The organism is Pedobacter sp. ASV1-7, assembly GCF_040203335.1.
Lineage (GTDB): Bacteria > Bacteroidota > Bacteroidia > Sphingobacteriales > Sphingobacteriaceae > Pedobacter.
The window spans coordinates 351,180-375,499 of sequence record NZ_JBEHBV010000002.1; the positions used below are offsets into that span (position 1 = coordinate 351,180).

A 24,320-nucleotide genomic window follows, 5' to 3' on the forward strand; every position below is an offset into this window, starting at 1 on the left:
TTATTTAGTCATTGCTTTAAAACTCACTTTGTTTATTGTGTTTGGCTTTCCTTTCTGAGCAGGTGAGATAGAAGCTTTCAGCTTACCATTTGTTTCTTTTACTATATTGATCTCTCTGAAACTATATGCACCTTTTTCATAGTTAAAAGTCTCTCCGTCATCATCGTAAAGCATATACTTACCAGGTTTATTTCCATAATATCTGATTTCCAGATCTATCTTTTCAATGGATTTAGGAGCGTGTAACAGTGCAGGTCCGATTGGAATAATACCTCCATCTTTAACATAAACCGGAATTTTATCTAATCCTGGAGTTATGTTAATGACTTCACCATCACCAGCAAATTCGCCAGTATAAAAGTCAAACCATTTTCCTTTTGGCAAAATCACAGTCCTTGTTTTCTTGCCTGCAAACATTGGGGCAACCAACAAGTATTCGCCAGCCATATATTGATCTTTCACCTCTTTGTTTACCGCTTCTATGTATGGGTTCTCCTCAAGATTTGTTGTTTTAACTTCAGCCTTGACCTCTGCCTGATAACCATCTTCAAGATTCATTGCACGGAACGGTGGTGTACCTTCAAAATGATATTTAGCAAATTCGCTGTACCAGTAAGGCATCATTTTCATACGTAGTAATGCTGCATCCTTTACTTGCTTTTCTACATTTGGATAGCTCCACGGTTTTGTTCCTGAAGACCAGGCATTAATCATCGCCATTGGGGAGAATACGACAGACTGCATACGTCTTAGCCATTCTTCTTCTGACTTTGATGCTCTAGCCTCTGGAGTCCAAAGCACACCAGCAAAACCACTGTTAATCAAAGCAGTAATAAAATCTTCATGATTATAATAATCGTTATAAATCACATATGGGAATGATGATGCTCCACCATTAGATCCTCTTACCAGTCCGAATGTACGTTGGTTACGTTCACGATACATTTCCGCACTGTAGCGTTGTATGAGTAAACCATAAGTCTGACGCATTTGTTCCGCACTTTTACCTGAAGGAAAGAGAGTGACATCTGGCCATAAGTAATGGTCATAACCATCTACTTCATCAAATTTATAACCGCTGACACCAATATCCAGCTGACTCTTTTTTAACTGTGAAAATAATACATCACGTGCCTGAGGCATTGTCAAATCGGGGATTGCACCAAGCCAAACTGTATGATCAGCTGTAAAAGGTTTAATCTTATTATATATAGATGCCTGTGGTGATACATATGGGTTTGTCCACAGATTTACTCTTACTCCTTTATCAAGTAATGTTTTCACAAATAAAGATGGCTGGGGAAAGCGGTCCTTATCCCATTCAAATGTACATGGATAGGCTTTACTCTGCCATCCCGGCTCCAGGCCTATAAAATCAAGAGGAAACCCTTTGTCTTCAAAAGCTTTCACTTCGGCTTCCACCTCATCAGCAGTATATAAGGTTCTTACCCTTTGCGTAAAACCCAATCCCCAGCGTGGAGGCAATACACCTCCGCCATTAAAGAGGTTATACCTGCGTATAGCATCCAATGGTTTAGGTCCTGCAAATACATAAAATTCCACTCCTTCTGAAGGCACCAAAATCTCTACACCATCAGAATAGGGACGGGATGACCAACTTTTATCAGTATTTCTATCCTTCGCTTCTGGTACATTTTCTCCATCACGCAATACCGCAGAACCAGCATAAACATCAAGATAACGTGCAGAATTAATAAATACACCATAACCATTTGAAGACACATAAAATGGAGTTGGAGCATGTGTACGACCATTATCTTTACCCCCGAAATGATCTACATGTAATTTAAGGATTTTACCACGCTGATGTACTGTTTGAAAATTTAAACCAAATCCATAAATCTGCTCTTTTCTATCTAGCGGAAATCGTAAATAAGTCTTACCATCATTGAGCTTTGCGGTAATATTTTGCTGAACCAATGGAAAAGAAGCGTCATTCATTCTTTTTAACCTGTCCATTGCTGGTTTAGCACCAGAAGCAATAAGCAGGTCATAGGTTTCAGGTTTACCTATGCTTCCTTTCCAGATACCAGGAGCAATGATTTTCCATTTAATATCCTGTGCATCTAGCTGCCCGAATGTGAACAAGAGTACTAAACAAAATGAATATTTGAGTATTTGGTTCATAAATTATATTTATTTCGTAGTTATTTTATAAGTTTTTCCCTTTTCCGTCTGAAAATCTATCACATATCTTTTATCAGGTGTCAATTCCTGAAGTTTAGCAATGGTTCCAGTCACTTTTACCGGTACTGAAGTAATCAATCTGCAATTGCCACCAGATCCTGAATAGATCTCCGCAGTCAATAACCTCCCATTGTTCCATTCCATATTTACTGTAAAATTACCTCTGCCTTTAATGCCTTTAATATGGCCTCCCGACCAATCATCAGGTAAAGCAGGTAACAGGTTTAGTGTCCCATCATTACTTTGAAGCAACATTTCTGTTATTCCAGCTGTAGCACCGAAGTTTCCGTCAATCTGGAATGGAGGATGTGCATCCAGTAAGTTAGCGTAGGTTCCACCACCGCTCATCTGGTCTTTCCCCGGCTCTATTAATGTTAATCCTGTTTTTAAAATCTTTAAAGCATGATTTCCATCTTTAAGTCTGGCCCACCAGTTTATTTTCCAGGCCATAGACCAACCCGTACTATGATCGCCACGATGAATGAGCGATTGCTTTGCTGCAGCAGCTAATTCCGGAGTGTTTTCTATAGTAATCTGGTTACCAGGATAAAGAGCAAAAAGATGTGATAAATGTCTATGACTATCTTTAGGATCATCCAGATCATCGTACCATTCCTGTAGTTGTCCATATTGTCCAATATGATAAGGATATAACTTTGCTTTTGCATCTTTTAGTCTCGAACGAAATGCGTCATCAATTCCTAAGGTTTCTGAAGAAGCAATACAGGCATTAAACAACTCCCTGATAATCCCCATATCCATTGTAGTCGCCATACTGATCTCATACTCTTTACCATTAATTTTAAAAACATTTTCAGGTGAGGTAGATGGATTAGTAACCAGGTAACCTTTTTTATCCTTAACAAGCCAGTTCAACATAAATTCAGCTGCACCTTTCATCAGAGGATATCCCTTTTCTTTCAAAAAGCGCTTATCACCAGTAAACAAATAATGCTCGTACAGATGTGTACTTAACCATGCGCCTCCCATTGGCCATGCCGACCATCTTGGAGATCCTTTTGGATCCCAATCATAGCCACCTGTTGGTGAAGTTTTAGACCATATATCTGTATTATGATGAACAACCCAACCTTGCTGAATGCCATAGTTAACCTTTGCTGTTACGGCTCCATTAACTGCCAATGTCTCAATAAAATCAAATAATGACTGGTGTAATTCTGAAAGATTTGTATTCTCTGCCAACCAGTAGTTCATTTCTGTATTCACATTTACAGTATAATTACTACCCCATGGTGGTTGTACATGATCATTCCATATTCCCTGTAAATTTGTGGCCTGTGAGCCAGCTCTTGAACTCGATATCAACAGATACCTTCCAAATTGATAATACAAAGCCTGTAACCCCTGATCATTTCCTGTTACTCCTTGTCTGGATAGTCTTATATCTGTAGGTAATTCTGATAAAGCAGAGTTTGCTGATAAAGCAAATGAAACGCGGCTAAACAATCTTTGGTAATCAGAAATATGCGCTAATTTCATCATTCCAAAAGATTTTGGATAAACTTTAGCCAGATTTGAAGTGGCTTCAATAGCAGGATCTTTTCCTTGTAAACCGGGTGATTTATCAAAACCATTGAAACTGGTTCCGTTGGTCATGTAAATGGTTACCGCATTGGCTTTGGTTACTATTAATCTATCTCCAACAGCTTTAGTTGTTCCACCTTCCGCTTTGATCTTTACATGCACCTCAAAGGTCATCCCCTCCTTTTCATCGTAAACCACCTGTTGTGCTTCAATAGCTCTGTGGGCAACATGCTTTGGGGCTTTACCTTTCAAGACCATATAATTTTGATCAGGTGTTACTACTCTATATTTCAGCTTGCTGCTGATCTCAGTTGTAAAGCTCAGCGCATTGGGTTTATCGGCCGTTATACGTATAGCCATTGCCTGATCGGGATAGCTAATCAGGGTTTCACGTTTGTACTTTACGCCACCTATGGTATAAGTTACTGTGCTTAAAGCATCGTTTATATCAAGCTCACGATGATAAGCAGTTGTGGTTGAATCTTTAAAGCTAAAATCAAGGAACAGATCGGCCATCGTTAGGTAACGGGCAGAATATGGCCCTTGCATGTTTTTTTTCCATAACTCTGCTGCTTTTCCATAATCACCATTAAATACCGCTTCTCTTAAGATCGGCAGGCTTGCCTGTGCTTTAGGGTTGTTTCCAGCTTCAGGGGCCCCAGACCAAAGCGTATTATTATTAAGTTGGAAGCGCTCTCTGCTTACCCTGCCGAAAACCATTGCTCCCGTTTTCCCATTGCCTAATGGTAAAGCTTCTTCCCATACTTTTGCAGACTGTTTATACCACAGCTTGAGCTCAGATGCTTTTTTTTGCTGTGCAAACCCTGTAATCCCACTGAAAAATATCCCAACAAAAAGAATTCTATATTTCAGCATATTAATTCAAATTAAAAATATATTCCATCCCGGCATCTGTGTCTATATCATACTCTACTATGGGTTTTATACCTACTGGTTTTAGTTTTGCCAGCGTAGAAATTATTGGTACTTTTACCTGTGGCGTTTCGTAAAACGGATTGGTATTTAAACCTTTTGCTAATACAAGGTTTCCGCTTTTAAGCACTACATCCTTATTGATACGCACTCTGCATTTACCTCCTATTTTTGATTTGATTTTAAGTCTGATCAGTTTACTGTTTTTCCATTCCATATCAATAACAAATCCACCACGAGCTACCAAACCGGTTATTTCACCAGCAGGCCAGTTATCTGGTATAGCAGGCAATAAGTGTATTGCACCATCATGCGATTGCAGCATCATTTCGGCAATCCCCGCAGTACAACCGAAATTACCGTCTATCTGAAATGGCGGATGTGCATCAAGCATATTTGGATAAGTGCCACCACCCTTTGTATCTACACCTTCTATACGACCACCTACCAGTTTTAGTTGATCTGTAATAAGCTTATAAGCATGATTACCATCTAAAAATCTTGCCCAGAAATTAACTTTCCAACCCATAGACCATCCTGTAGCAGGGTCACCTCTGTAAATTAATGAAGTTCTTGCTGCATCAAATAACTCAGGTGTTCTGATTGGGGAAATCTGATTACTGGGATACAAACCATATAAATGAGAAACGTGACGGTGTTTATCATCAGTACGATCAGAATCATGCATCCATTCCTGCAGTTGACTATACTTTCCAATTTGCATTGGTACCAAACGTGCTAATGTGTTTTTTAAAACCTTTCGGAAGTCTGAATCAAGCCCTAAAATTTCCGCTGCTTTTTCTGTTTTGGTAAATAAGTCAAACAGAAGCTGATTATCCATAGTTGTTCCAGCTGCAATTGAAATACGTTTACCCGGCACATAAGTGTTTTCAGGTGAATTAGAGGGAGAAACGACTAACCATTTATGTGTTGGTTCCTCCTGTAAAACATCTAAATAGAAATTACAGGCACCTTTTAACACTGGATAATATTCTTTTAAAAAATTCTGATCACCAGTAAACATATAATGATCCCACAAATGCTGGCTTAACCAATTTCCACCCATTGGCCATAAGCCAGCATAAGGCCTATCTACCGGACCAGTAATTCGCCAAAGATCAGTATTGTGATGCGTGACCCACCCTCGCGCACCATACATCATTTTAGCAGTTTCCTGTCCCGTAACAGAAAGATCTTTCAACATTTTAAATAAAGGATCATGCAATTCAGAAAGATTGGTAACCTCGGCAGGCCAATAGTTCATTTCTGTATTGATATTGATGGTATACTTACTATCCCATGGTGCCAGCATTTTATCGTTCCAGATACCTTGTAAAGTAGCTGGCTGGTTACCGGGTTGTGAACTTGAAATAAGTAAGTACCTGCCAAACTGAAAATAAAGAGCTGTTAGATGCGGATCATTTGCTTTCGCAAATTCCGCTATCCGCTGATCTGTAGGTTTATGAACAGCGCTGTTTGCACCAATGCCAAATTTCACTCTGTTAAAGTATTGCTGATAAAATCTGATATGATCAGTCAAAGCTTCAGGATATTTCTTTTTAACCGCGGCACTTAAAAAAGATCGGGCTTTTAAAGCTGCATTTCCGCTAACATCATTATATTTTCTGAAGTTTGTAGCGATAGAAACATATACTGTAGCAGTATTGGCATTTGCAATCGTCCATACATTGTCCTTTAAAATGGCTTTTCCTCCCTCTGCAATTACCTTTACCTGTGATTCGAATTGAACCTGTCCTTTCTCTCCTTCATGATCTGCAGTTAGTCCGGCATAAACAAGGTTACCATTTTCCATTTTTAATCCACCTTTCTGAGGAGAACCCATTGTTGCAGTAAAGGATATTTTTCCCGGTTTACTTGCTGTTAAACGGACAATCATAACCTGATCAGTAAAAGAGGAGAATATTTCTCTCTTATACTTTACTCCCTCCAATTCGTAAATAACTGTAGCTACAGCTTTCTCAATATTCAGATCACGGTAATAGTTTTTAGTCTTTTCATGTCCCTGAAAATTAAGAAAGAGATTTCCTACAGGCTGATATATCATTCCACTGTTTTTCTTTGGAAACATCTCAACATCTGCTAAAGCCTGAGCTTCTTCAAATTTTCCTTCAAAAATCAATTTCCTTAAAGCCGGAATCGCAGCTCCTGATGCAGCAGTAATATTGCTATTTGGGCCACCGGACCATACTGTTTCTTCATTGAGCTGTAATTGTTCCTTAGCAGGATCACCAAAAACCATTGCTCCTAAACGACCATTACCAATAGGTAGGGCTTCATTCCAATTATCTGCAGGCCTGTTGTACCATAATTTCAATGTTTTGTCAATCTTAGATTGACTAAATGCAATTGAACTGCTTACTAATATAAGCCCGGCAAAGAGGATTAAATTTTTGATCATCATATTTTACGTTAGTTAAGTGGAAGAAAGCTTACTGGTATTCCTTCTGCTTTTACACTTGCCACGCTTTTACCTCTATTCAGATTAACACTAATCACCGCCCTTCCATTGTAAAGCTGAACCTTACGTGAACCATCAGAAGTGCCTTGATTATCAATAAGTGTTCCCTCACCTGTTAAACCGAATGTCACATAGTTACGGGCATCTAAACACAATATATTATTTTCATCGTATAATCTCGCCTGAATCACTACAATGCTATCTTTCTCAGATACCTTCTCCAGTACCAGCTTTGCAGGTTTAGCCCATTTTGCTGTCTGGTATTCCTGTGTAATCTCATCGATTATTTCCTTACCTTCTTTGGTTTTAGCAACAACCTTTATTTTATTCTTACCCTCTTGATACTTTACCATCCACCTTAATCCCGCAGCGGGATAATTCTGACTGTTACGTTTCTTCTTACCCATGCTTTTGCCATTTACAAAAAGTTCCGCTTCGCTACAGTTAGAATATACTTTAACCATTTTCTCCTCTCCTGCATTACCCCATCTAACCGGCCATGAATGTCCATATATATGTACCATAGGTGTCTTTGTCCAATATGATTGGAAAACATAGTAAGATTCTTTCTTCTTAAAATCACGCTCAATTACTCCCTTCTGATTCATGTAAGGCACAGGGTTATCAGGACGAACTGGTGTAGAAAAGTCTTTAAACGGCCAGTACGCTGTGCCAGTTAACCAAGGCATGTTTTCTTGTTCTTTTAAATGCCAGTCAATCAGGTTCACGATATAGCTTTCACTCCAGTCTCCATCTTTGGATACCCTTGCACTTCCTCCAAATAAAGAAGCATCTCCATCTCTTTCATCTGCCCCTCCACCGGTTTTCACAAGACTAAGGGCTTTATCAGGACTTTCAGAATGACGGCCGGCATGACTGTCGCCTCCCCATTCTACATGTAAAAAATGATCTACTCTTTCAAATTCCTTTTTAGATGTTTCTTTATACTCTGTATAAATTCCTCTGTACCATCCCGCCCATATAGATGGAGAATATACATCAACAATATCTTTACAGAAATCACATCTTCTTATGGCAGTTTTTCTTGAGGGATCAAGCTTATGAGAAAGCGCATTTAATTCTTTCATAAAAGTCCTGATCTTTTGCTCATCGAATTCATTGAAGTCATTTGGCCAGTCATTTTCATTTCCTAATCCCCAGATAATTACTGAGGCGTGATTATAATGCTGTTCAATCATATTGGTAAGCATTCTGCGGGCCTGTTCTTTGTAAACTTCACCTCCAAGTCCACCACGGCACCAAGGTATTTCTTCCCAAACCAAAATTCCAAGGCTATCACACAAGTCTAATACTATCCTCGATTGCTGATAATGTCCCAGGCGAATAAAGTTTACCCCCATATCTTTCATCATCAAAAGTTCTTCCCGAATCATGTCTTCTGTCATGGCAGCTGCTACACCGGCATGATCTTCATGTCTATGCGTTCCTCTTAATAGTAAACGTTTTCCATTCAACTTGAATGGACCTCTTTTAACAAATTCGAAATTGCGGAAGCCTATTTTTTCCTGATGTACATGTACATCTCCTTTTGAAGTAATAGTTGTTTGTACTGTGTACAAATCCGGAGATTCAGTTGACCAGAGTTTTGGATTCTTAAAACTAATTTCCCATAAAGCTTTATCACCAAAAAATGCTTTTATTTCATTCCCCCAGGTAGCAACTACTTTCCCTTGTGGATCTTTAACTTCAATTTTTACTGAAACAGTATCTACACCAGTAGGATTTAACAATCTTCCAGAGATACTTAACTTTCCTAAAATTCCTTTTTCATCAACACTTGCAGTTGCAAAAATCTTATCAACCGACACTTTAGGTACATATACAAGATTCAAATACCTATAAATACCACCATAAACATTAAAGTCAGACAAATCTGATGGAATCATTTCCAGATCCCTCGTATTATCACACCTGATTTGCAGTGGCACCTTACCCTTAAAGCGTGTTTTATAAGCTTCTGTTTTTTTAAATGCGTTTACAGCATCAGTAATGTCAACAGTCCATTCGTCATAACCGCCAACATGCTCTGCTACCTTAGTATCATAAATATAAACCTGTGTTTTCTGGCCAGCGCCTTCAAAATGCAATAATGTTCTGCCATCTGTATAAGGATTTTTCAATGACAACTGCGTTCGGTACCAACCTGGTCCCTGGTAATAGTTTTCATCTGGATCAACGGAGTTAAGCGCATTAAAACAATGTGGTAAACTCACATTCTGCCATAAAGGAACCGTTTCCGGACTACCTTCTTTTGCAGGTCTGATTGCCTCCCAGATTCCACCTAAATCACCTTGTAAATATTCCCAATTGTTAATCAATCTTTGCTTATTCTGCGCGGAAAGGTACTGACTGCATAATAACAGCCCTAAAAAAAACAACAGCTTAACTTTCTTCACTTCTTATGGTATCTAAATAATTTATATTTGGTTTGCGCATTATTCGTCATTGCTAAATTGCTGATTAGCCTTAGCATTTCGGTTGGCTCTTTTAGCTTATTCATCAGCTATATTGGCATAATATATCCCTATCCCGCAAGCAGGTTAATCAAAAAGTATGTTTTTATTTGTTAAGCGCAGGCGCTCACAAACTCTTTTTGATAGGATAAAGGACTCTTTCCAGTAATTTTCTTAAAGCATTTATGGAAGCTTGCGAAGTTGTTAAACCCACTGTTATAACAAACCTGCTTAAGATTCAGGCTGTCTTCTATTAGCAACTTACACGCCTGCCCCACTTTAACTTCTATTAGAAATTGAGAATATGTTTTACGGGTACGCGATTTAAAATAGCGACAGAATGAATTAGGACTAATCCGGGCTACTTCAGCTATTTCATCCAGATAGATTTTGTTTTTGAAATTGGCATAAGTATAGTCGTAAATATCATTAATTCTGTCTTTCTCAATCATTTCCAGATCATAGTGAAAGCCTACGGAAGAAAGAACTTCTAATTGACTCGACTTAGCAATCTCTACCAATGCCTGCATTAATATAATGATACGCTCTGTACCTTCTGCTTTAAGCATCTGTGTAATCAGTCCTGCTACCTTGGCCTTATTTTTACCTGTTACTTTGACTCCTCTTTTTGCTTTTTCAAGAATGTCTTTAAGCAGTTTATTTTCAGGAAGATTTAAAAAGCTATCGCCGAATAGGTTTTCACTGAAATGAGCTACACGTACATCGGCCTGTGCTGGTTTAGTATCAGTTGCAAAATAATCCTCATCAAACCTCCAGTAGTGTGGTAAGTTTGCACCTAGCAGAACGATATCTCCAGATTTAAATTTTTTAATACTATCACCTATAAATTGAGTACCGTCTCCTTTATTAAAATAGATCAACTCTACTTCCTGATGATAATGCCATTTATTGTTAATACATGGTTCCAGATCTTGCCTTACACTAAATGAATGAGCTGGCTCCATTGATACTTTCAGTAGTTGTGCTTTCATAATCAGTTTATTTATATTTGGTAAGAGCTAATTTATGGCAGCAACAATTGGAAAAGGGGCTAAAATCTTAAAAGAAAAGGGTGAAATTCTTAAATTTCACCCTTTAAAAGGTCTTATTTAACAGGTTCAACTAAAACTGCCCTCAGCTTAAACAGTTCTTTTCCATTTTGCAAAGGATGAATGGATATGGTATAGTTTCCTCCTTTTGTAAAGGTTGTTGTAGCTATATTATGATCAATGAAGGATAAAGGTGCTTTTCTATCAAATTCTGAAGTACGTAAGGTACGGAATAAGAACTCTTCGCCATTTACTTTCATACTTCCTTCTTGTTTAGCACTTTCTGGAGCACAGGAATATTGCAATGTTATTTTATAATCACCCGGCTCTACAACACGAATATCAAATTCAATTTGATCATTAATATCCTTCATATCTGTTACACACGTAGTATGCTTCCAATCTCCATAGTAATGGCTATACGTGAGGCTCCTGGTTTTGGTATTTCCCTTTGTTTTGGCAAAAACAGCTTCAACTTCATTCTTTTTGAACTGGCCCGATACCGTAACCGGAACAGTTAAATCATAATCCTTAATGCTGCCAGTATACTCCATTACAAAAACCGTGTTTGCTGCGTCCTGATCAAATTGTGTTAAATTAACCCAAACATCATCACCATCATTTTTCCAGGTCAGAGCCTGCTTACTACCTAAGGGATAGACTTTTGTTACCTTGCCTTTAAAACCGGGAATCAATAACTTACCATTTGCAGGTCTGCTTAGCACATGTAAGTATTGTTTACCCGGTTTGGATGTACTTACACCCCATGGTTGTGCAGGAATCAATCCAGCAGTAGAGGCATAAATACTTTCGCCGTTTTTGTCCAGCCACTTACCGGTTTCACGTAAAAATTTAGCAGAGTATTCAGGGATATTTCCTTCACCATCCGGTCCTACATTCAACATCAGGTTCCCTCCTTTTGAAGCAACATTGGCCAGAAGTCTAATGATTTCATGAGGCGTTTTAAAGTTCATATCATGTTTGATATATCCCCAGGAGTCGTTATGCGTATAAATAGATTCCCAAGGGCCCTTTATTGGCGTTGAAGGCACTTCTGAATCACCAAAATCTCTATAATCCCCCAAACCATGACCAACCCGGCTACTGAATAAACTTTTGGGTTGTAATACGCGTAAATCGTTGACAAAAGTTTGGGTTTGTTCTTTCGTCATCCCTCCCGGAGTATCAAACCATACAATGCCCAATGGTCCGTAATTGGTTAAGAGTTCTTTTAACTGAGGTATGGCTTTTTCCTTATAGTATTTTTGATAATCTTTTTTTGATTCATCAAAATCCCAGGTGTTTTTACCTCCATTTGGCTCATACCAGTCTTGAAACTGGGAATAATAGAAGCCAAATTGGATTCCTCGTTTCGCATTAGCTGCCGCCAATGCTTTCATTGGATCTTTTTTGTAGGGAGTAGCGTCTACAATATCGAAATCAGTTACTTTAGAATCATACATTGAAAATCCTTCATGGTGCTTCGCGGTGATCACCATATATTTGATTCCTGCATCCTTAGCCAGATCTGCCCATTCATCTGCATTAAACTTTACAGGATTAAAACTTTCTGCAACTTTTCGATAATCTTTAACAGAAATTCGGGCTTGGTTCATAATCCATTCGCCACTTCCATAATAGCGTTTTCCATTCCACTCACCAGCTAGTTTAGCGTATAAACCCCAGTGAATAAACATTCCAAATTTGGCATCTTTAAACCATTGTATATTTGGATGTTGTTTTTTTGAGGCTCTGTTGTCCCACATTTCATCCATGGTTTGTGCATAAAGAGGAATGGTAATAGTACAAGACAAGGTAAGTGTCAGTAATGTTGTAATGTGTTTTTTTAAATTCTTAAATTTCATCAATATTATTTTCTTTAATCGCTGCATTAATTTAGCAACACCAGGTTTTGTAAATTATGCAAACATCCTGGATCGATTTAGTTTACATTTTGTTTAAACTGTTCAGGAGTTTTTCCTTCAGGAACGAGTACTAAACGGTCATCTTTTTTAGTGTTCAATACCATCAGATCATTGCGTTTTTCCGTTTCTCTTTTTCCATTCCGATAAATAACTACCATTTTTCCGGGCCATGGATTTCTGATCCTGCAAGTAGAACCAGATTGTGACAACAACTCTACAAATTCAATCTGTCCTTGTTTAATAGAAGAGGTGACTAAGAAGTTACCACGAGCCAGCATAGTATATTTGGCATCCCAATCATCAGGCCAGGCCGGGAAAACACGCATAATTAAATCAGCGCCGGGACTTGGAGGTGCTGTTTGATTTAAACCCAACTGTATAGCATCTGCTGCTCTGCCTAAACGCTGAATATTGGTGGTATAATAACCTTCACTTACATCCATCCTGTTCGATAAAACTTCATGTGCAGGATCTCTTTTGATCTGATTAGGAACCAGATATTTGATTGCCTCTTTACGGCCCAGCATTGCACCCGCAGCCGGAATTTTAGAAAGGACATAGGGGTAAACGGTCTTGTTGATTCCATTCGGAAAATAACCATTGTAAGTATTTTGTGCAATTTTGAGCATAGCAGGGTCAGACTCCAGGTTACACAAATCAAAAAACCATACAGGCATGGTATTGCCATCAGGCTTACGTTGTCCGTTTCCTTTTATCCATGGTGGTAAAGAACCAACCCAGTATTCCTTTTGACCTACTAAATCCGGATAACTTTTACTGGTCGATAAAGGCGAAAGGTTAGCTATAAACTCCTTCCAGACAGGACGCATTTCCTTATCCAGACCAAGTATCTCTGAAGCTTTGATCAAGGTTGGAAATATCCCCATCATAGATGAAATTTCCTCGACAGTATTGTGACCTCCCCAAATGGACTCATTATCATTTACATGTCGTATATGATATTTACCATCAGCTTCTTTTTTCACATTGGGGAAATTGCGATAGAACTCTGCCATCCCCTTAAGCATTGGATAAGCCCGGTCCCTTAACCAATTGATATCCTGCGTATATTCATACTGTTGCCAATATTGATAAGCCAATTTAGCTCCTCTTGAAAAGATATGATTTACCGGACTATATGCCCCTTCACCTCTGTTGGCAACTGGCCATCTACCTGCAACCCATGTGGTATCTTTACGCCAGTTCCAGCGACTAAAAAATGGTTGCTTTGTTTCGGCGTAATCTATAAACTTTTGCGTCCTTTCCCGCCAGGGCTTTTGCTTTAGATAAAGTTCGCGCATCTCTGCGGCAATATCATCAGGAAGTTCCTCTACCCCATCAAAAGAGACTGTTTCTGGTATATAGATGCCTTTACTACCCCATTGCTGAGCTGCACTTTTTTCAAATGTTGAAAATGCTTTGGTATATAGGTTAAACATAGGGTCTAACAGTTCTAAGTGATTGGTAGGAAATAGAGCATTATAAAGGCAGCTTTGGTTGGCACCCCAATAAGCACTTCCCCACTTACGTGGGTCACCTCCGGTTGTCCAAAGCATCCCATTAAATTTAGTCGGATAATCACCTCTTGAACTAGCAGCCATGACATACAGGTAATAGGTATAGTTTTGCTCGACAAAATTAGCCTCTCCATCTGAGCTCTTCATTCTAATGAAAGATTTAGACCAGAAATCTGCCCACCACTGTTGATTTGATTTATGCAATCCTTCGAAACCCAGACTTTTTGCAGCTTCAAGCTTTTTGATAGCGGTGGCTGTTAAATCTATTGATGGATCGAAGCTTGCAGCACTGGCTGTGTAGACGGTAAAATCTTTCTGTCCCGATCCGGTAAGTAGCCTTACTGTGGTTTCATTTGCCACTTCTGCAGTTACTGATGATCCTTGTATGCCCATTACTACTGCAGACCCGCAATAATAATCATCTTCTTTAAATACTTGTGTAAGTACAATGTATTCGCCATGAATACTTATTTTTGATACCGCAGTATGATTGCCACGGTTGGTAACAGGATTCCTGAACATTCTCAAACTCGCTGTAAACCCTGCATTCAATTGTCTTTTATCACTGATATTTACCGCCATCACATCTTCCTTATTCCAAATCAGTGTATTGGCTTTTATATCCTTTCCCACAGTGCTTATAAGCCCATCATAACAGTACAAATGTTGTTTAAAATCAGGTTTATTAAATACCGGAACTCCAAAATCAAGGTCAACAAAAGCTGCTCCTCCTCCATACTCTGTATTGCGTTGGAAAAAATTATTAGTAGCAGCATTTGAACCAAAAATATCTACCCTGTTCAATTGCATTTTTAACTGAGCAGGTGTGGTCCATAAGAGCGTCCCCATAGTACCATTACCAACAGGCATTCCGGCCTCACTAGTCTTTACAGGTTCAACATAATCCAGATCTGCCCTTGATACCAGGCTTTTATAATCTACATTGATCAATGTAGATCCTTTGTTTTTTGATGCGGTGCCGGGCGACTGGCCCTGCACGGGTAAATTTGCAAGCAAACTGCAAATCCCTAATGCTAATACTTTCTTGATCATTTCGAGTTTAATTCAGGTGATATTTCTACAGTGTTTTTATTCCAGTTTACTGTAACAGTGGTCCCGTCCGAAAACGTACTGCGTTCTATTTTGTAATTCTTATCCAAAAATTCGTGTTTAGTCATTTCCAGCAATGCTACACGCTTACTCAATTCACTCATTTTATCAATGAGTTTTATGGTTTCTTCATCAATTGCTTTTCTAAAAGATACCTGTGGAGTACCACCGTAAAGCAGTCCGCGCAAATCATCTGGATGATAGGGTGTTAAAATCGCATCATGATAAACCAAATCCCACAGGGGCAGTGTAATTCCATTTTTAGCAGTCAATGGCGAAGAAAAATCAACATAAGGTATAGTCCAGTCGCAGGCCGTTTCTGTTCCTACAAAGCCAAGGTTATTTCTAGACCAGTTATAACTTTTAATCCTGTCATTCAGTCCATCAGTACGTGTTGATGGGTGCTGAGGATTAAAATCTTCATCAGGTGGCACATAACCGAACACATCCAGGTAATTGCCTTGAGGATGTATGCCGTGTTTAAACAGCCACTGGTAATTTTTGTTCAAATGTCCATTCATGAAACGCCCACTTAGGTATGCCATTTTTCCGCCATCCCAGTAATCCATAAAGGGGATTTTCCCTTCTTTACTATCTCCGAAACGAGTCCCTGGAAACATATTTGGCATACTACTTTCATCTTCTGCATGAATTGCAAACTGTTTATTGTATGATGGAGCATCGAGATAATAGTCGCGATACTGATCGTGCAAACTGAATAAGTATCCCAACTCTTTACAGGTTTCGGCCAGTCTTTTCATTCCTTCCCATCCCCCTGCTGTTGGTGCTGGTGGCATGGCATCAGGATGCTGACGATCATAGCCTAGATTTGGCCAACCGGTCAATACTACACATAGACTTTTTAATCCCATTGCCTTGTATTTACGAAATTCTTCAGCACGCTCATCAAAGCTGACCAGTTTATATCGGGTATCAGGATCTCTTTTCCATCTTGCACTTTCGGGTTTATAATTCGTAAGGATACTTGAGCGGATAATAGGCGTACCGATGAGCTCTTTCACAATGGGTTTCCTTGCAATTTTATCTTTCAAGGATACAAAAAGACCTGTATTCATTACGTAACTACGGTATCGCTTGGCCATATCCACGTAATTACCTTCCTGAAAAAAGCACATTCTTGCTGTTCGCGGATAACCCAATTTACCTAATTGTGGGCGCCAGCGAGGCCCAATTACTGTTGGACCACCAGCAGGATGACTAAATTGGTATGCTGCATCATCTGGTGTCTCCACAATGACCATCATTGCTGACTTACCTTTTTGAAATCCCCACCAGGACATGCTCCAATCTTCGATTACATTGCTCTGTAATTCGCTTCTGTCACTTTTGGTAATTTCACCATCCGGATCTGAAGTCCGGATGGGATGGTAAGCTTTTGGCCAGTTTCCAGGCAGCAATACCCCTCTTACATTACTGAGCAGTGTACAATCTATATTTCCTGCATCCAAAGCTGTAGGCCAATTCAGTTCTCTGACTACAGCATTGTGCTCTTCAGCAGCTACATCAAATACCAAATCTTCACTGTCTCCCTCCAAGCAAATGGTCAGGTACAATTTAAGATCTATATCCGACCAGCCTTGAAGGGTCAACTGTACACCGGTTTTATATCCAGTATCATAAAGATTAATCTGCTTACTTTTTGCATCTGCCAATCGTAATTTATAAGTCTTACCCTGAACTTTAACCTCCATATCATTAGATGATGAAGGTACCATCGACCAGGTTTCTGTCCCGGTATTAACTTTAAGTTGCAGATCTGCTTCACGTAGCGTCACCTGTTGTTTTTTTCCAGCAATGAGCCATTGCCCATTTTGCTGTGTTACTTTAATTGTTGTGGCTCCCCAATCTGCTCTCGACATTTGTTGAGTACTGGGTCTAACTTGTGCGATCGCTGTATTTCCAACAATAAAAAAAGGGAAACACATCAATAAAAAGAAGTAAAAATCAAGTATTATAGGACGTGTTTTCATCTAAATAATTTTGTTTAATGATTATTCCATTCGTCTTCATGATTCATTTGGTATTTTAAGCCAACTTACCGATAAGCAGGATTTTGAAAATCAATACCCATCTTATCAACTTCCGACTGTGGAACTGGCCAGTAATAATGTTTATCTTCAAATACACGCGTTACATTGCCTGGGTCTTTAAAACCATTGATCACATCTTTAGCAATTTCCCAACGCTTAATGTCGAAGTATCTTAATCCTTCGAAAGCCAGTTCTACCCTCCGTTCATTACGCACCAAATCTCGCGTAAGTGTAGTTTTAGGAGGCATATTAATCCCTGGTCTGTTACGCACATCATTCAATGCTTTTAAGGCTGTAGCATCCGTCGTTGTTCCTCCGGCAATTTCTGTCATCGCTTCTGCATACATGAGTAAGACATCTGCAAAACGCAATTTAACCACTGCCTGCTCACTACCAGTAGCGCCAGAGTTTCCATTATCTACATTGATATTGATGTATTTGCGTACACCAAGATTATTCACAGAAGGTGATTCAGCTTTACCTTTATCGATGTTATTAAAACCAATGGTTTTGTTATAGGCCCATGTTGCTCCCGGGGTATAAATGGTTAGTTTTAAACGAGGATCTCTGTTCTGGTAAAAATCATTTCGCATCCTGTTATTTGGGTCGTATGACGATGGGACAATGGGTGCAACAGGTTTAGTACCGTCACTCATTTCATAAGCATCTGCTAAACTATGCAAAGGAACCATCGCAAACCTGGAGCCATAAAGCAAGTCCATATTGTGTACTGCATTAGGGCTTAAAGCCCTAATGGAAAATATGATCTCAGGATTATTGTTCTGAGCACCATAAAATATGCCTTCGTAACTGTTGGCTAATGAAAACTTCTTTTCATCTATGACCAGCTTAGCAGCAGCAGCAGCTTCAGGCCACATTTTATTGTACAAACAAATACGGGCTTTTAAAGCCAATGCTGAGCCCCTTACAGGATGACCATTGGTATAAGCTGTGTTTGGCAGTCCCACTGCAGCCAGGTCAAGATCTTTAATGATCTTGGCCACCACATCTGCTTTAGGCGACTTTTTAATTTTAAATACATCTGGTCCGAAACCCAATTCTTCTGTCACCAATGGCACATCACCATAAATCATGGTCAATTCATTATAAAAGAAAGCTCTCAGGAAATAAGCTTCTCCCAGCATCAGGTCTTTCTCAGTCTGAGTTAATGCGGGTACCCTGTCCAGATTCCCTATAAACCAATTGCATCTGGCTATACCTTTGTAGGCATCTGTCCACATTCGTGATACGATTCCACCAGTTCCAGAAGTTAGTACTCCTCTGGAAATATCCGTGTAATTATCCAGTGTCGAGTTGCTATAGGCATTGTCTGTCAAGCTTTCAAACTGCATAGAAGAGTAAGAACTGAGGTCAATCGCAAATGCAGGGGTACGCAAAGTACTGTAGCAACCAATTAAGGCTAGTTCTGCATCTTTCTTTGATGTCCAGAATGCTTCATTTGTTAATTTATCTGTAGGCTGTTTGTCGAGAAAATCATCTTTACACCCCATAAAACCCATTACTGAAACCATCAGCAATGCATATTTTATATATTTTACTTTCATCGTCCTAATTTTAAAATGTTGTCTTAATTCCCAAGGTATATACATTGGCTTGCGGATAAATGGCAAAACGGCCACTGGTATTGTCTAGAATTACGCGCTCCGGATCACCAATAAAATCGCTCACCGTAAATAGGTTATCCCCTGAGAAATAAATTCTTAAGTTTTGCATTCCGATCTTTTTTATGAAGTCATTTTTAAAATTATAACCAACAACCAGGTTTTTAAGTCTCAGGTATGAAGCATCTTGAAGCCAAAAAGAAGAAGCAGTAGTGATGGGCGAATAGTTATCTACATACATGCCGGGTAATTTATTGGTCGGGTTATCCGGGGTCCAGCGATCACGCCAGAATGTTGGCGGTGGCGACCATTGTCTGAATGCACCATAACCCCAATCTGTAGTATATACCTTACGGCCGGCTACACCAAGGAAAAAAGCAGAAAGATCAAATCCTTTATACTCCAGTCCTAAATTAAAACCGTAGTTAAAGTCTGGATGTTGTCCGTCGATAACAATTCTGTCAAACGGGTCAATTTTACCATCAGGCACACCATTAGGTCCACTATGATCTGCAAACATCAAATCACCAGGCTTTGGACTGTTCTGATGTTTTGGTGCTGCATTAATCTGGTCTTGGTTCTGAAAAACACCTATCCAATCTAGCATATACCAGGAATTCCATGGTAAGCCCTCACGACGGATTTTATTACCCTGAATCTCTTCCGGGCCAAACTTGGTTACCGTATTTTTATAAGTATAGAAATTGGCTCCAATTTCATAACCTACATTTCCTATTTTATTCTTGTGGGCAATGGTGAACTCAAATCCAGTGTTTTTCATCGCTCCTGAGTTGACTGTTGGCGGAGCCATTCCAACAAAATCCGGTAATTGGGCCACACGCAGGATATCCTTCGTATTTTTATTGAAATAATCTAAAGTACCACTAAGCTTGCCTTTAAAGAAATCGAAATCAAGTCCTACACCTGCGGCAGTAGTTGTTTCCCAGGTAATATTAGGATCGGATAATTTCTGTGAAACGACACCAGTATTCAGGATATCATAAATATAACTGCCATAATCCAGAAGGTTTTGGTAAGGATAATTGGCAATATTCTGATTACCCAATTGTCCCCATGAACCACGAAGCTTTAAGTTACTCAACCACTCATTATCTTTCAAGAATGACTCTTGTGAAATTCTCCATCCAGCGGACAATGCTGGAAATACCCCCCAACGTTTACCTTTTCTAAATCGTGAAGAACCGTCATAACGAACTGTAGCTTCGAAAAGATAACGTTCATCATAAGCATAGTTTACCCTTCCAAAAACAGACTGTAAAGCCCACTGGTAAGCATATCCATTGGCCGTCTGGGCGTCGCTACCTCCAGCATCCAGACTTGGTAAATTTGGTGAAGGAAAATCTCTTCTAAAACCTGCCAGTTGCTCATAGTTAAAACTCTCCTGATTGTATCCACTTACAGCAGAGAAATGGTGTACATTATTAAAAGTCTCATCATAAGACAAGGTCGCATAAGCCGTATAGTTAATAGACTCTTGCTGAGTTTTACGTAAAGTAATAAATTGGCCCAGATAATTTTGCTGTGGTTTATATACGCCTTGGTTATCGGGTTGAAATAAAAATGTAGGTAGTGGAATACGTTGGGCGGTTTGCTTATCCGTATTGTATCGCACAGCTCCCCTGATTTCTCCAACCAAACCTTTTGCCAGATTTAAGTTCACATATCCGATTCCTGAAATGCCATATTCTTTGTTCAAATCTGAACTCGTTTGCTGCACAGCATAAGCATTCTGGTTGGTGGTTTCAAAATCATAAGCTTTACTCACTACCCTTCCACTTCCATCAGGTAAATACGGACTCCATAAAGGGTGTTGGGCATAAATGCTCAATACCAGGTTTTCGGCATTATCTACCGGATCTCTTCTATCCCCTTGCATGAAGTTGATATTGCTACCAAATGTTACAATCTTATTCATTTTGGTTTTGAAGTTCAGAGAAGCATTATATTTTTTATAACCCGTATTAATAAGAATCCCTTTCTGATCCAGATAACCTAATCCAAAGTTGTAAGTCGTTTTTCCTTCACCACCATTTACACTTAAAAAGTGCTGTTGCATGCTGGCATTCTTAAACATGAGGTCCGTCCAATTTGTGTTCGGAAACTGTGCTGAACCATTTCCATTTCTATAAGCATCAATTTGTTCCTGAGTATAAAGTTTACCCATATTTTGTCCTGTCCGGTTGATACCTTCATTACTCAATTCCATAAACTCGGCAGAGTTCCAGATCAGATCAGGTACACCTGCAGGTTTTTGTATGCCATAATTGTAAGAATACTCGATGTTCATACGACCCTGAGCACCCATTTTTGTGGTGACCAATATAACCCCATTAGCCCCTTGAACCCCGTAAATAGCTGCTGATGCAGCATCTTTTAATACAGAAATGTTTTCAATCATATTGGGGTTGATGTTACTCAAAGAACCTGGTACACCATCAATCAATACTAGTGGATTATTACCACTTGCGCCAAAAGTACCTACTCCATGAATTTGTATAGAGGGGTCTTCCTTACCTGGCTGGGCAGAGTTTTGGATGATCTGTAGCCCTGGAACTTTACCTTGCAATAACACTGAAGCATTAGGTGCAGGCCTTTTAACCAATTCCTGTGCAGCAACAGTAGCGACCGATCCGGTTAAATTTACTTTTTTCTGAGTTCCATAACCAACCACAACCACTTCCGTCAGACTCGCATTTTCTTCTAAGAGCACCACATTTAAGATATTCTTACCTCCTGTAGCCACTTCCTGACTAGTATAACCTATATAACTAAATATAAGAGTCGCATTACTTTGAGCTAGAGTAAGTGTATAGTTCCCATTTTGGTCCGTGACTGTGCCTGTGTTATTACCTTTTACTTTTATACTTACACCGGGCAGGGCACCTCCTTTTGCATCAGTTACTCTACCTTTTATTACTGTCTGTTGAACCTTAAAAGTTTCAGTTGGATTGCTCTTTGATTCTTGCCCTCTGATGATTACTGTTTTATCTTTTATCACATAGGTAAAAGGCTGATTTTCAAAACAGCTGATCAATACACTTTCTAATGTTTCACTGACAACAGAAATGTCTATTTTTTTTGCTTTTTTGATATCTTCAAAGTCAAAGAAAAAATCGTAACCACTTTGTTTTCGTATCTCCTTGAATAGTTGTTCAAGTGTTGCATTTTTTTGCTTTAAAGTGATTCTTTGGGCTTTTGATGCCTGAGCGATTTGCAAAAAAGCTGTGATCAATAAAATTGAAGTGAATTTCATTATCAACAGGATTTTATGTACATAGCCTGGAGGCTTACATACAGATTGTTTGTAAAAGTTCATACATTTGATAAGTTGGGTTAAACGAAAAATTAAAGTTTGAGGGTAATCCCAGCCATTTTTGCCGGGAGTGGTTGCAAGCACTTCCGGTTTTTTGACTATTACTACATCACTAAATGCAGTAATTTATCTGTATTAAGAAGAGTTTTGTTTAATAGTTTTCCTTTTCATAGTGTTTAATTTAGTTTGGTGAAGACAATTTATTTGTCAGATTTAAGTACCGTAATTGTTTTGCCCTGAATTTTAAAATGTATTTTCCCTGTAGATTCCATAATACCTAATACCGATGAAATATTTTTACTTCTTGAAATGTAACCGCCAAATTTCAAATCATCAAAACTGCCTTTGTATACCACCTCAACATCGTACCATCGGGCAATTTTTCTCATAATACCACTAAGTTCCTCCCCATTAAAAATAAAATCTCCTTTTTTCCAGGCTATAACATTTTCGGTATCTACATTCCTGACATCAATATTCTCCCCTGTTTGCTCACTTTGTTGTCCGGGCTTTAGCAATCTAGACAGCTCTTTATTCTTTCCCGCATTGAATAATACACGCACAGAACCTTCCAATAAAGTAGTTTTAACAGATGCCTCATCTTTATAGGCATTAATGTTAAAATGTGTTCCTAGCACTTCTACCTGTTGCAAACCGTTTCTCACAATAAATTTCTGGTTTCCACTTTTTGCAACCTCGAAATACCCCTCCCCATAAAGATCTACAATACGCTCACTACCAACAAATTGCATCGGATACCTGAGAGAAGAGGCTGCATTTAACCAAACCTTTGTACCGTCTGGCAGATTAATCTGATATTGCCCCCCTTTAGGTGTTTCAATCGTATTATAAAGTGTTTTTCCCTGATTACTTTGCTGAGCCAATTTTACCACTTCATATACAAGTGTTCCATCTGCAGTTTTACGAATAGTAAGACCTGTCTGCTGTTGAATGGTTCCATTTGCAGCATCAGTAAGTGAGATCTTCTTACCATTTGCAAGAGTTAAGTAAGCTTTATTTCCCCCCGGAAGGATTTTGTCTGTTTTAACAGTTTTATTGTCTTTCTGAATAAAACTTACCGATGATCGGATATAAAGAATTATAGAAAGTGTTAGTATTGCTAAAACAGCTGCAACACGAATAAAAATATTAAATCTTGTTCTCATACGAGCCTTCCTCCTATGATTCATCAACACTTCCCATACTTCCCTTTTAGTATGATCAATCCGTTGTTCTTCTGGCGTGTGGTGCGTAGATAGTTGCAGATACCAGCTTTCGACAATTGCTTTTTCTTCTTCAGAACAATTACCAGCCTTATATTTTTCCAATAATTTTAAAGGATCTTGATGCATACGTTATATTTGGCTTATTAATATTAAGACAGGAAAGCAAGGGGGTATGGGGTACTTTTTTATTAAAAAAAATAAAAAAAGTAAAATACCTCTTAAAGCTTAATTAAACAGCGTAATAATCACTGTTCAGCTTTACAATAGGTGATAAATGAGGAATAAATAAGAAATGATATTTAGCTTCGGCTTTAATATTCTCAGGGCTTTTTTCACATGGGTCCTAACAGTTTGCTCACTAATGTTGAGCTCTACTGCGATTTGCTTATAAGAAAGGTACTCTCTTCTACTCATTTTAAAGATTTCCTTCATCTTTTTAGGCAGAGCAGCAATTTCCTGCTCTATAATCTTCTTCATTTCAAGTTCACGAACATGGTAATCTGCCAGTTCGGTATCCCTATCCATAAAGTCACTTAAAGATGCAATATATTTGTCTTCTACCTTTTTATGCGAAATAAGATTGATAATACGATTTCGTATTGATGCATAAAGATAGGATGACAAACTTTGTTCAAAAGAGATATTATAACGACGCGACCATAATATTTCAAAAAGCTCTTGAACAACATCTTTTGCTTCGTCCTCATTGCCCAGCATTTTGTATGCGTGTATAAACAGCAGACCATAAAAACGATCAAAAATTACAGTATATGCCTTATGATCTCCATTCTTCAGTAGATCAGCCAGTTCTTCGTCATTAAATTGATTGTATGGCGACATAATTCAA

Annotated in this window: 12 protein-coding genes; all 12 read right to left on the reverse strand. The window is 38.8% G+C overall.

What is annotated here, in order from left to right; genetic code table 11:
- The 12 genes from ABDJ41_RS06590 to ABDJ41_RS06645 all read right to left on the reverse strand — a co-directional run bounded on the left by ABDJ41_RS06590 (position 1) and on the right by ABDJ41_RS06645 (position 24,313).
- Positions 1–2,148 carry a glycoside hydrolase family 31 protein gene (locus tag ABDJ41_RS06590; RefSeq protein ID WP_349785066.1) on the reverse strand — a complete coding sequence of 716 codons (2,148 nt, stop codon included), beginning with the start codon at positions 2,146–2,148 and terminating at the stop codon, positions 1–3.
- Positions 2,149–2,157: 9 nt separating this feature from the next.
- Positions 2,158–4,629, reverse strand: a complete 2,472-nt coding sequence (locus ABDJ41_RS06595) for a glycoside hydrolase family 95 protein (protein WP_349785067.1) — start codon at positions 4,627–4,629, stop codon at positions 2,158–2,160.
- A 1-nt stretch (position 4,630) separates the two neighbouring features.
- The gene (locus ABDJ41_RS06600) at positions 4,631–7,108 is read right to left on the reverse strand and encodes a glycoside hydrolase family 95 protein (protein WP_349785068.1); all 2,478 of its coding nucleotides are present in this window, start codon (positions 7,106–7,108) and stop codon (positions 4,631–4,633) included.
- 8 nt (positions 7,109–7,116) lie between these two features.
- Positions 7,117–9,582: a glycoside hydrolase family 2 TIM barrel-domain containing protein gene (locus ABDJ41_RS06605; protein ID WP_349785069.1), complete on the reverse strand. Its 2,466-nt coding sequence runs from the start codon at positions 9,580–9,582 to the stop codon at positions 7,117–7,119.
- Between the two features lie 170 nt (positions 9,583–9,752).
- Positions 9,753–10,631: an AraC family transcriptional regulator gene (locus ABDJ41_RS06610; protein WP_349785070.1), complete on the reverse strand. Its 879-nt coding sequence runs from the start codon at positions 10,629–10,631 to the stop codon at positions 9,753–9,755.
- Between the two features lie 113 nt (positions 10,632–10,744).
- Positions 10,745–12,553, reverse strand: coding sequence for an alpha-L-fucosidase (locus ABDJ41_RS06615; RefSeq protein WP_349785071.1), 1,809 nt, complete (start codon positions 12,551–12,553; stop codon positions 10,745–10,747).
- A gap of 77 nt (positions 12,554–12,630) precedes the next feature.
- Positions 12,631–15,183, reverse strand: a complete 2,553-nt coding sequence (locus ABDJ41_RS06620) for a glycosyl hydrolase family 95 catalytic domain-containing protein (RefSeq protein WP_349785072.1) — start codon at positions 15,181–15,183, stop codon at positions 12,631–12,633.
- On the reverse strand, positions 15,180–17,231 hold the full coding sequence (locus ABDJ41_RS06625) for a DUF5696 domain-containing protein (protein ID WP_349785073.1): 2,052 nt from the start codon (positions 17,229–17,231) through the stop codon (positions 15,180–15,182). Before ABDJ41_RS06625 ends, ABDJ41_RS06620 begins: the two co-directional genes overlap by 4 nt.
- A 65-nt stretch (positions 17,232–17,296) precedes the next feature.
- Positions 17,297–18,856, reverse strand: coding sequence for a RagB/SusD family nutrient uptake outer membrane protein (locus ABDJ41_RS06630; protein WP_349785074.1), 1,560 nt, complete (start codon positions 18,854–18,856; stop codon positions 17,297–17,299).
- Positions 18,857–18,866: 10 nt separating this feature from the next.
- Complete coding sequence (locus ABDJ41_RS06635; protein WP_349785075.1) at positions 18,867–22,187, reverse strand: TonB-dependent receptor; 3,321 nt, start codon at positions 22,185–22,187, stop codon at positions 18,867–18,869.
- 260 nt (positions 22,188–22,447) lie between these two features.
- Positions 22,448–23,575: a FecR family protein gene (locus ABDJ41_RS06640; protein WP_349785077.1), complete on the reverse strand. Its 1,128-nt coding sequence runs from the start codon at positions 23,573–23,575 to the stop codon at positions 22,448–22,450.
- 156 nt (positions 23,576–23,731) lie between these two features.
- Positions 23,732–24,313, reverse strand: coding sequence for an RNA polymerase sigma factor (locus ABDJ41_RS06645; protein WP_349785078.1), 582 nt, complete (start codon positions 24,311–24,313; stop codon positions 23,732–23,734).
- Between the last annotated feature and the right edge of the window lie 7 nt (positions 24,314–24,320).